Source organism: Dapis brunnea BLCC-M229 (assembly GCF_050015995.1).
GTDB lineage: Bacteria > Cyanobacteriota > Cyanobacteriia > Cyanobacteriales > Microcoleaceae > Trichodesmium.
In genome coordinates this window covers 26,584-38,499 of record NZ_JBNHEP010000271.1, presented here as the reverse complement: position 1 = coordinate 38,499, position 11,916 = coordinate 26,584, and the positions used below count along the sequence as shown (strand labels likewise).

The 11,916-nt window shown below is 35.5% G+C and carries 6 protein-coding genes; 2 read left to right on the top strand and 4 right to left on the bottom strand.

What is annotated here, in order from left to right:
- The 3 genes from aroF to ACP6PM_RS31335 all read right to left on the bottom strand — a co-directional run.
- The coding region (aroF, locus tag ACP6PM_RS31345) for a 3-deoxy-7-phosphoheptulonate synthase (protein ID WP_426590779.1) at positions 1-835 on the bottom strand (835 nt) is incomplete at its 3' end.
- A 1,533-nt stretch (positions 836-2,368) separates the two neighbouring features.
- On the bottom strand, positions 2,369-3,877 hold the full coding sequence (locus tag ACP6PM_RS31340) for a DASH family cryptochrome (protein ID WP_426590778.1): 1,509 nt from the start codon (positions 3,875-3,877) through the stop codon (positions 2,369-2,371).
- 1,788 nt (positions 3,878-5,665) lie between these two features.
- On the bottom strand, positions 5,666-6,595 hold the full coding sequence (locus tag ACP6PM_RS31335) for a ribonuclease Z (RefSeq protein WP_426590777.1): 930 nt from the start codon (positions 6,593-6,595) through the stop codon (positions 5,666-5,668).
- Between the two features lie 372 nt (positions 6,596-6,967).
- Here ACP6PM_RS31335 and ACP6PM_RS31330 point away from each other — a divergent pair, with 372 nt between their 5' ends.
- Both ACP6PM_RS31330 and ACP6PM_RS31325 read left to right on the top strand, forming a co-directional pair.
- Complete coding sequence (locus ACP6PM_RS31330; protein WP_426590776.1) at positions 6,968-8,134, top strand: SpoIID/LytB domain-containing protein; 1,167 nt, start codon at positions 6,968-6,970, stop codon at positions 8,132-8,134.
- A 1,370-nt stretch (positions 8,135-9,504) separates the two neighbouring features.
- The gene (locus tag ACP6PM_RS31325; RefSeq protein ID WP_426590775.1) at positions 9,505-9,732 is read left to right on the top strand and encodes a hypothetical protein; all 228 of its coding nucleotides are present in this window, start codon (positions 9,505-9,507) and stop codon (positions 9,730-9,732) included.
- A gap of 210 nt (positions 9,733-9,942) precedes the next feature.
- On the opposite strand, the gene ACP6PM_RS31320 is transcribed toward ACP6PM_RS31325, so the two are convergent.
- Positions 9,943-11,304 (bottom strand): hypothetical protein, encoded by a 1,362-nt coding sequence (locus ACP6PM_RS31320; RefSeq protein ID WP_426590774.1) that lies wholly within the window; start codon positions 11,302-11,304, stop codon positions 9,943-9,945.
- Positions 11,305-11,916 lie beyond the last annotated feature (612 nt).

Here is an 11,916-nt window from a genome sequence, read left to right as displayed (position 1 = left end):
ATTCCTCAACTCGACAAATATATCGCCCTACTGCAGCAGCAACAGGGCGTAAATTTTCAACCAACTCCACCATATTTTCCAAGGACAACGCTTGTCGCGCATCCGAAACCGACTCCTCCGGTACAGGATGACACTCAATCATCAAACCATCTGCTCCAGAAGCAACCGCAGCTTTCGCCAAAGATGCCACCAACTCCCGTTTACCCACAGCATGAGAAGGATCGACAATAACTGGCAAATGAGTCAACTGTTTTAATGCAGCTACGGCACCCAAATCTAAAACATTACGAGTATAACTATCGAAACTACGAATACCTCGTTCGCATAATACCACATTTGGGTTGCCATGACTGAGAATATATTCAGCAGCCATCAAAAATTCCTCAATAGTTGCAGATAACCCTCGTTTCAACATCACAGGTTTGTCAATTTTTCCCACTGCTTTGAGTAACTCAAAGTTTTGCATATTCCGACTACCTATTTGCAGCATATCTGCATAAGCAACCACTGAGTCTATTTGCGGAATAGACATGACTTCTGTTACGACTGGAATATTGTAGCGTTGGCGAACAGATGCCAAAATTTTCAATCCTTCTATTCCCAATCCCTGGAATGAGTAGGGAGAAGTGCGCGGTTTGTAGACACCTCCCCGCAACATTTGCACGGGTGCTGTTATTAATTTACTTGCCACTACTTCCATTTGTTCGATACTTTCAACGGTGCAGGGGCCCCCAATAATCAAAAAATCTGCACCTCCCACTGTTGTCTGTTCAGAAATATTGACAACTGTTTGATGTTCGGAGTGAGACTTAGATGCAAGTTTCGCGTTAGACATGAGATTTTCTCCTTGGCAAATTAAGTGGTGTTAAAAATAAAAAACCCGGAACCATTATCAGTTCCGGGTTGATGTATCTGAAAAGTGAAAGTCAGCATGACAAGTTACCCGGAACTATATCGGGGGTAAAAATAAAAACCGTAATACCAGGAATTTACTTGAGTCATAACTGTTTTCGTCTTTTTTTGAATACTCAGATGTACAAACAAAAAAACCGCAGAGTTTATTCTGCGGTTCACTTAGAAGTTAATAGCAAAAGCTATATTCACTTTAAGTGAACCTCTTTAAGCCAAAAATAATAGTAAAAGTAAGAGTTGTTGATAAACATCGGCTTTTTGTTTGTTTCTAAGAAATACATTAAGTATAGAATTTTAGGATGGGGACAGAGATATTTTTTTAGTCCCTACTCACTAAACCTAACAGACGCTTCAGAGAGTGTCAACCCCCTATGCCAATTTTTTTTCATGGCCAGATGCATAAGTCAACTTAGTTTTATTGAGTAGGGGAGTGGGGGAGTGGGGGAGTGGGGGAGTAGTAAACATAAGAATAATTAACACGCTCCTAGCTAAATAATTATCAAAAAGGTTATTCGGCCTGTGTTAATTACTTAATCCTAAGTATAGCAACACTTTTGAGATTTAGTATTAGACATAGGTGTGAAAAAGAATGTAGGGAAGTTATAGGCTTTGTTGTATGAAAGCATATAGCTACCGCACAAGATCCATGTACTTCATACTTCTACAACTATTGTCCAATAAATAAATCAAACATCAAGCAACAAGCAACCTTAGATAAAAAAAGGCTGAAACTTATACCTGTAAAGGCTTTTAGCCATTTAACTACTGGCCAATAAATGAATAAAGCATCAATCTATAGAAATAGGGTGATATAGCTGCCACTAGGTTCACTTTTCATGTCGGGGAGAACCGAAAAGCGGAACGGATTTTCTATGGCTATTACAACAAAGCCGAAGTTATATGCAATTTCTTATACCAATTCACTTTAAAAATGTCACAAATAATTTCAAACTATATATGATATGTGAAATAATTTCCTGAAACTACTGTAGCGTAAAAGTTATGAGTCTATAAAATCATAATGCATGACTTTTGACTTTTTAATTTTGAATTCCGTGAAACCGTATTACAAGGCTTGCTAGAAAGTCGTGTTCAATAATTAATAATTACCTGTTATTAAAAAGAAGAGGATTGGTTAAAACGAATTTTTTTTCCTTTCAAGGAGAGGCTTTAAACCTTAATTTTTCGGTAAACAAGGAATAATTTTTATACCTTATACTAAGCATGAAAAAATAATCCGACAAAAAGGTGCATCTCGAAGATAGATATTTAATAATAGCTTATGGAATTCATTTTAGACAGCTATCCCTACTTTTTTTATTCAATTTTTATCAATATAATTGGGTCTAAAACCCCGCCTTTTAAGGCGAAATATTTTGGGATGGTTACTCAAAATCCCCATTACAAAAACAACTTCTGTACATCGCCAATCCGACGGCTCCCCTATCTGACTTCGTTAATACTTCTTCCTTCTTCTTTCTTGCTTATTTCTTCTTCCTTCTGGAATTTTTAATGCTGCATTATAAATTTTTTCATTCTCTTTAACCGACTGCCATAAATCAACAATTGGTTGTGGATAATCTACCCCAATTTTTATACCAAATCTATCTTGTTCAACAGGTAATAATTTCCAAGGTTCATGTACTTTAGCAGCAGGCACTTTTGCTAATTCTGGCAACCAATGTTTAACATATTTTCCTTCAGGGTCGTAATCTTTTGCTTGTTTAGGAATATTAAAATAGCGAAAACCTCGGGCATCATTTCCTACTCCAGCAGTATAATTCCAATTTCCCCAATTACTACAAACATCATAATCTATTAGTAAAGACTCAAACCATTCAGCTCCCATTTGCCAATTAATTCCTAAATTTTTAGTCAGAAAACTAGCAACATTTTGTCTGCCACGATTTGACATAAAACCTGTAGCTAAAAGTTCGCGCATATTAGCATCTATTAGGGGAAATCCTGTTTTACCTACTTGCCACTTTTTAAATTTTTCCGAATATTCTTGCCAAGGAATAGCTACTCCTTGTAAACCAGATTTATGAAATACTTTATTGCCATGTTTTTGACAAATAAATCGGAAATAATCTCGCCAGAGTAACTCAAAAACTAACCAATAAGTTGATTGATTTTTGACTCTTTGATATTCATATTCTTTAACTTGTTCATAAATATAACGAGGCGACAAACATCCTAATGCTAACCAAGGGGAAAATTTAGAAGAATAATTTGCTCCTAGCATTCCATTTCTTGTTTCCTTATAAACTTTTAAACAGTCTTGCTGCCAAAAGTAATTTTTTATTCTTTCCTTGCCAGTTGTTTCTCCGCCTTTAAATTCTAAAACCCCCCGTGAATCTGATGGTGATATTTTTAGATTTAAACTAGATAGTGTGGGTAATTCTCCCATATCAATTTCTGGTAAAGATGGTAATTTTTGAGGAATTGAGAATGTAGGATTGACAGTAGAATTTTTCTCTACATCTTTGCGAAAATTAGTAAATAATTCTGGTAATTGTTTAATCTCAAAAGGTAAATCATCTGGATGGTAAAGTGTATGACCCCAAAATGATTTTAACTTAACTCCAATTTGTTTTAGTGCCTGACGAACTGCTCTTTCTACTTGAACTTCTTCGGCAGTAACTTCTTGATGAAAAAATACTGATTTAGCAGATAATTGTTGAGCTACTTTAGGAATTGCTATTTCTGGTTTATCTTGATAAATAACTAAATTACCACCTAATTTTTGCAGACTGTTACGCAAATCAACAATACTTTCTAGTAAAAACTTTGCTCTAAATACGCCTGTTTTAGGAAAGCGAAAATTTGTTTTACCAAATTGCCTTGGGTCGAAACAATAAATAGGAATAATTTGAGCATTAGCTTTTAGTGCTTTATATAGTGGTTCATGGTCATGGATGCGTAGGTCGTTACGATACCATAATATAATTACGTCTTGACTCATATTAATTTTTGAGGGAATAGAGAATAGGGAATAGGAAAAACCAGAATCATTGAATGATGTTGATATCCTTTATTATTCTAGCAACACCCAATTTTAGTAACTAGACTTTAGTAAAAAAATGCGATAAAATAGTCTAAAATTATTAGACAGCAATACTTTTATCTTAAAATATTCCAGCAATTAGAGAAACAATTATATGTGCCTTACCGAATAATAATTCAGGTTGAAAGCCTCCCCTTTTAAGAGAAAAAAAGAAATAATATTTACTTATATTCAATCCTCTCGGTTTTAACAAGAGGTAATTATCAATTATCCATTAATAAACTCCATACTTTGAAAAATGGTGTCATAAAGTTTGATGATTTATTTAAAACCAGAGCTAAAAAAAGAGATTTCGGTATTATTTAGGGGGATTACTTGGAGAAAGTAAAAGGAAAAATATTGCTCAAATCAAAAATATTGCTCAAATCAAAAAAAACAATTTTGTGCTTCATAGCACAATATATATCATTTTATTAGTCAATCACAATGGAATGAAAGCTTGATAAATTTTAGGGAAGCTTTGCGTTAGTAAACCTCTCTTAAAAATTATGAATAAAGCAAGTTAAACTAGAATTAGAAATGGATTTACTCTGACTATTAAAGATTTTGTACCCAGAAAAAGTCGTAATTTTACTGATGAAGTTGGTAGACAATATCTTGGATAAATTGGTAAAACAGACAATAGAGTAGTGATAGTTACAAGCAATTTATATGATGGAGTTATGGCAAAGAAATAGTTGGTTAAGACAATAGTAAAAATTCAAACAAAATGGTTAACAAACAATAAGCAATTAAAAAAATTCCTAAGTATCTCTTTCCCTGCTATAGAAGTCTTCCTTTGCATATTGAATTAAACATGAGTTCATCCTCTTTACCAGATGGTGAAGAAGATAAATAATTTTTAAACTAACCTGATTTAGCAATCAAGTTAGTTTAAAAAACTTTGTCGAGAAAATATAGACCATCTATAGTTTTAGTGGATAGAGGTGATGGTCATAATTATTCATTTTTTCAGGTTATAGAAAGTATAGACATTAATCATACATATAGGTGGTTTTGCGAAAAATAGTTTGGTTGGTGTTATTAATCAAAAAACAGGAAAAAAGCAGTCATAAAAAAGGAGCGTCAGGGTAAAACCTGCAAAATTAAATATGTGTCTTATGTGACTATATTTTTATATTAGGAAAGTTTCTATCAGTGATGTTTCCTTGGACAATTTAAGAAAAGGGAATCTCACCCTTTCTCCCAATACAAGGATTTCGACAATGTCAAGTAATCAAAACATCATCCTGCCGTTAACTAAGTCAGAAGTCAGAAGTTAGATAGGGGAGCCGTCGGATTGGCGACGTACAGAAGTTGTTCTTGTAACAGGGATTAGATTAGATCGACGCTCCAAAAACGTTTCGCCGATCAAGACGGGGTTGCACGACCAATTATTTTGATAAGCTATACTTGGTACTCATCTTATAGGTTTCCTTTCCTTCATCTCAACCTTGGTTGGAGACCCGCGCTCTCCATTCCCCCTAACCCCACGAGTGAAAGCTATCCCTGATAAGGAACTCCTAAAATCCTTTGATGATAGGGAGATGGGGGGGTGGGGATATGGGGAGATGGAGGGAGTTTAGCCTCTAATTAAATACATTTACTCTTATTCCTCCTACTTTCGAGGGTATCCCTACCCTCCGCAGACCAAACTTCCCTCCCAGACCACACTTCCCACACTTCCTTGACGCACTACCAAAATTTCTATACTCTAGGAATCTCATAACTTAGAAAATCATAAGCCATATCAGTATTAGGAAAAATAGCCCGCGCCTCCTGTAGCAAATCATCCAACAAAATCTGATTTCCAGGAGCATACCTAGGACTAAAATGAGTCATCATCAAATGCTTAACACCCGCAGCTAAAGCTACCTGTGCCGCCATAGTTGAAGTAGAATGCAATCTTTGAAAAGCCATTTCAGCATCCTGATGAGAAAAAGTAGCCTCGTGAATAAGTAAATCTGCTCCCTGCGCTAATTCCACGGCTCCATCACAAAACACAGTATCAGTACAATAAACAAACTTCCGACCTATTTGGGGTGCGCCACACAAATCAGCTCCATTAATTTTTCGTCCATCAGACAAAGTAACCAACTCACCCCGTTTCAGCTTCCCATAAATCGGGCCAGGGGAAATCCCTAAAGCCTTTGCCTTTTCCACATTAAAATGCCCTGGTCGATCCTTTTCTGTTACCCGATAACCAAAAGCAGTAACCCGATGTTTCAAATAACCACAACTAACAACATACTCATCATCCTCATAAATAACACCAGGTCTACTCTTATAAACTTTAATTGGATAAGCTAAACGAGTTTGAGAGTATCGAAGACCACCTTGCAGATAATCCTCCAAGGCAGGTGGACCATATAGATCGATACTTTTAACATTTCCCCCCAAACCACAACTAGCCAACAAACCCATAAGACCAAAAACATGGTCGCCGTGCATATGGGTAATAAAAATACGACTTAGTTGACTAACCTTAAGTTCACTACGGAGAAACTGATGTTGAGTCCCTTCACCACAATCAAACAACCATAATTCAGCCCGTTGAGGTAGACGTAAAACAATACTTGAAACATTGCGCGAGCGTGTTGGTACACCAGAACTGGTTCCTAGAAAAGTTATCTGCAAAACCTAAAACTTCCTCAATCTCAATTAAAGTAAAAAAATATAATCGGTATATTCAAAACAAGTGTGATTATTTTCTTTATTTTATAGTTTTATCTGCTAAATTATTAAAATTAGTATTTCCCTGCTTTTAGGCTGAGAAGTATGTCATTCCAGTTATCAGTATCCCTGCCTGAAGCCAGAGGCTTGAAACCTTATTTTTTGGTCAAGTTATTATATTTATTCTGGCTTTTTCCTATATTAATTATCTCAAATAGGACTTAGGCAAAGACCATATATATAGAGTTAAAAAACTATAACGTTATAGTTTTTCCCACTATATGTAGTATCTTTGCGTAAGTCCTGTCAAATATCAAATCAAAAAATTAAACAAACATGAGTTCTGGACTGCTATTTATTTCTTTTATTACTCGTACTGCTAAACCATTAAAACTCTATTGGTGGATATCCATTTTAGTATGGGTGCTAATGATTTTTCCTGCCCAAGCTTCCCTAGTCTTGCGAATTGCTATTCAAGAAGGAGTAAAAGAAGTTAAAATAGGGAGTTCCACAAACGCCATAGTCAGAGATGGTGCAGGTAGAGCAATAGGCGAACTAAAACCAACTCAAGGCTTTGCAGCAGAACTCGAATCAGGGAAAGTAGCTTTGGCCAACTGGATATCTGGTCAAATATGGATCGAACCCAAAGGAGAAGGTTATGTATGGATAGGCGATCGCTGGTATCGAGGCCGGACTCACCTTATCCCTCACAAAGGAGGTATAACTGCTATTAACTATGTAAACTTTGAAGAATATCTCTATAGTGTTATTGGAGCAGAAATGAACGGCAACTGGCCACAAGAAGCTCTAAAAGCACAAGCTGTTGCTGCCCGGTCTTACGCCCTGAATAAACGTCAAGAAAATAGTAACAACTTCTACGATCTAGGCAATGACCAATTCTGGCAAGTTTATCAAGGAATTAAAACAGAATCTCCAGGAACGTATGCTGCTGTTGATGCTACCCAAGGTCAAGTGCTTACCTACAATGGTCAAATTATTTTAGCTTTATTTCATTCATCTTCTGGGGGACACACAGAAAATGTAGAAGATGTTTGGTCAAACCCACTGCCCTATCTCCGTGCTGTTCCTGATTTTGACCAAGATGCCCCAGTTTATGAATGGACTGAATCATTTTCTCAAGCAGAACTAAAGCAACGAATCCCAGGAGTTGGAAATATTCTTTCTATGACGCCCCAGATTACTACTCCCCACGGTAGTGTTACTACTATGAAAGTTTTAGGAGATGCAGGGGTTAAAACTGTTGAAGGTACAGATATTACGGCAGCTTTAGGATTAAAAAGTACAAGATTTACTGTTAATGCGAAGAAAACTGAAGGTCAAAAAATCCCTACCAGTTTCCAAATTATTGGAAAAGGTTTTGGTCATGCCGTAGGAATGAGTCAATGGGGAGCTTATAATTTAGCTCGGAATGGATATAATTACCACCAGATTTTATTGTACTATTACCAAGGCGCAACTTTAGCGAGAATTGATGTCCGCTAAGACTCAAACTTAGGTGATACTCCTGAATAATTAACTCTATTTTTATTGTCTGAAAAAAAATATCAGAAGCTGATAGTGTATCAACAAACAAAGAGATTAGCTTGATTTACATCAGGAGAACACAAAAATCATTCCGACACAAATAAATTTTACAGAATATAGAATTTATTGATTAGTTAATTGTTGAGCAGTTTTTTCAAGTCTAGATTGATCATCAAATGCTGAGTTATAGAAGTTTTGATTTATATAGAAACCATTTGGTATCTTTGCAGGTGTTGCGGGTTTTTGGCATAGAAGTCAGAACTCAGGAGTTCAGAACTCAGGAGAGCGAGAAATAGAATAGGGAAAAAAGCGGATGGGACCCCCCGCTACGCGAACTGCAGTTCGTGACTGTCGGGAAACACCCAACGCACTGCACTAATCGTTGCACGGCGCAAGCGGTCGGAACCTGGCGAGGAGACCTCGCCATGGGAACGCCGACCAAGAGAGGGAACGCGCAGCAAGCAGGTAGAAAAATACCCCCATATTCACTATCTCCTCATCTCCCCATCTCCCTATATTTAACAAGTCGTGTAAGAATAACCGTTACAGTTTTTTTGATGTAAGCTAGATTTCACAATTTATTTTAGATAAAATTTGTAGAACTTATTTTTACATGATGCCTAAGTACATAAATAGAGCCAAAATTGGTTATATAGAGTCCAGAGACTTTAGTTTAAAAATAATTATAGCTGAAGTTATTTGTTCAATTAAAGTCAAAAGTGCTATAAATTAGAAATATACAAAGTTGTCAAAATCAATTATAGTTTTTTATATTTTGACTTTAAATAGACAACAGGGAAAACCGGATCTGGGAATAGGGAAAAACCAGCCCTCAAATTTAATTTGACCATAATTGCCAAGTCGACCTCTCCCTTGTCCTGAATCCTGACTCCTGCTAAAAAAAAGTTAATCTAGCAATACTTTTTGAAACTGGTCTTACTCAGTTTTTTTTACCTTCTAAAAGTAATTTTTTGCTAAATTTATCCTGAATACTCTATTAGACATTGTACATTTTTAAGTGCGGAAATTTACTTGGTTTCAATTATCGATCGAATAAGTAAAGTCTTATATCTTTATTTCGTATCAAAAACAACTTAAATGAGGAAAAGGCAAAAAATATATCTATTTTATTAACTTGATAACTCCTATATATAAAATTAGGCTTTGGCATATTAATTAAGTAGATTAACCAGCCTTGAAGCCAAGGTAATATTAGAGATAAAAAAACTGACAGCTAATATACGACCTGGTAATTGCTATAATATTATCTTTGCCCTCGCACCTCTGAAAAATTCTCGCATAAATGGTTCCATATTATTAGATAACAAATGCAAAAGTGGGAATATCTATTAGTAGAAGCAAGCCCTTATCCTTTTGGGGATAAGCTCATTAACATATATATAAACGGTAAAGAATGGCGAGAATGGAAAGACAGAACATTGTACGAATTAGTTAATCATTTGGGTAATGAAGGATGGGAATTAGTAACTTTTAGTCATAACTCAAAATCTGACGATAATTACCTCATATTTAAACGTCCTAAAACTACAAGATAAACGTAAGCATTCAGCGGTCAGCTATCAGTTATCAGCTATAGGTTATTAACTAATTGTCGCGTTTCTGACGAATTAGTCTCCAAGGAGAATTAAAAGTTGCAAACAAAAAAGGTCATCAGCTATCTTAGTAGTTATTTTGATATTCGATCATCTGAAAGCTAACCGCTAATAGCTGAATGCTTACAGATAAACTATCGAGACTTAAGAATTTCAGCTAATATCTTTAGTATCTGATTGATATAATCTTCTTTGCCATTCAGCATCAATTTTATCTGTCTGTTCAGCTTCCTGTTCTAGCACATTCTTTTCCGTTGTATAAGCTAAATCTTGATTACTAATAATCGTTTCTTTGGCAAATTCTCTAGCATACTCAATTTTCCGACTTAACAGATTATTAGCCTGGTTTAAAGCAATAGCTCTGTTTTGCCTTTGTTGATTCCGTTTCTTAACTTTACCATTACGCCATTGTACCCAAAAATAACGAATTAATGGTAATACTAAAAAACTAATACCATAAGCCAATAACAAAGGATAAATAATTTCAACAAAACTAATAAATCCTCCAATCTGAGCTACCACTGTATCATCTTTTAACAACGAACCCAAAACTAAAGCACCAACAAAATTAACCGCACCTAATCCAGTTGCCAACATTATTTGACCAGAATTTGCCTCACTAAAACGCCAATTTTTTTCCTTCAAATAAGCATAAACAGGTTGAGAATGCCACCCTTTTGCTGTTGTTTGTAACTCAGGAAAATGATATACAATTTGACCATCTGGACTAACTTCCGGACGACCATTAAAACGAGTTAATACTGGTAAAATATACTCCTCATATTCCAGAGCATATCCTTTTCCTAAATCATCTAAATAAGGAGCAATTTGTTCCGCAACTACCGCCCCTTGATTATTTTTAATCACAGTAGCGATCGCCTGCCAACGTTGCTCATCTAAATTGTAATTAGGGTTACCATCTCCAAAAAGAAAAGAAAATACAGCCTCCAAAAAATTCATCTCATTTTCTTTACCTGAAGTTCGAGATTTTTGTCTTTGTCTTTCTCTTTGTCGTTGATATCTATAGGGTCGATCATAGTATCCCCAATCAAACCACCAAAGCCAATAAGGATTAAATCCAAACCGGGGGAAAAATACCATTCCACCACCCGAATTATTACCCCCACCACTTGAGTCATTTCGTTCACTACTAGAATTAATTGAAATAACAATAATGGCAATAGCAACCATTATAATTACCAAAGAAAGTATCAACAAAATCCCAAAAGAAATTCTAATTAAATAAAACAATATCCGCCAAACTTTTTCCCACCATTCTCTTAATCTTAACCGCCATAATTTATTGCGTAAAACATCTCTAAAATTATCAGGAAATAAATAAGCAATTTCCCCTGATTCTGATACTTGTAAATGACCACCACTATCTGTAGCTAAAGCTAATAATCCCTGTTCTGCCACTTTAACATCTAATCCAGCTTGAGCTGCTACATCTCCCACAGTAACGCGGTAGTCCAAATTCTCTACGGCTCTCATTATCGCAGGATTTGGAGTCATAACATTACCTCAGACTTAATTGACCTATTTACTTAAATTATAGACAAAAAATCAATCATAGCTACATAAGTAGCGGGCGCAAAATTATTTACCTATTCTCATTCTCTGCAATCTTTATAAGGCCAATAATTCAGTTTGTATAGATGTGTAATTAATTTTTCACGATAACTTATCAAAACATCGAAATAAATAGATCTAAAATCAATATTAATTATGACAGTAGAGACATTGATTATCTAACATTTCTACTTATACAATTTCTCCATGAAGTTGCACTTAATAAAAGATAACAGCTATCAGTAAAATTCAGGTCTGGGTAAGAATTATTAAGTGCATTATTACAGAGAAATGGAAGAGCTGCATTTTTATTGATGATTAATTTAACTATTGCGCTTTAGTTTTTAGATTTTAGATAAACTGCCTCAGTGGCGATAGTGCTACGCACCGCTACGCGATCGCCCCACCTGAGCTTAGTTGATAATTAATTTAACTATTGCGCTCTAGTTTTTAGATTTTAGATAAACTGCCTCAGTGGCGATAGTGCTATGCACCCCTAAGCGATCGCCCCACCTGAGCTTAGTTGATAATTAATTTAACTATTGCGCTCTAGTT

Coding starts and splice junctions, on each gene's coding strand:
- ACP6PM_RS31325 (WP_426590775.1), top strand. CDS start 9,505: ATGCAAAAGTGGGAATATCTATTAGTAGAAGCAAGCCCTTATCCTTTT.
- ACP6PM_RS31330 (WP_426590776.1), top strand. CDS start 6,968: ATGAGTTCTGGACTGCTATTTATTTCTTTTATTACTCGTACTGCTAAA.
- ACP6PM_RS31320 (WP_426590774.1), bottom strand. CDS start 11,304: ATGACTCCAAATCCTGCGATAATGAGAGCCGTAGAGAATTTGGACTAC.
- ACP6PM_RS31340 (WP_426590778.1), bottom strand. CDS start 3,877: ATGAGTCAAGACGTAATTATATTATGGTATCGTAACGACCTACGCATC.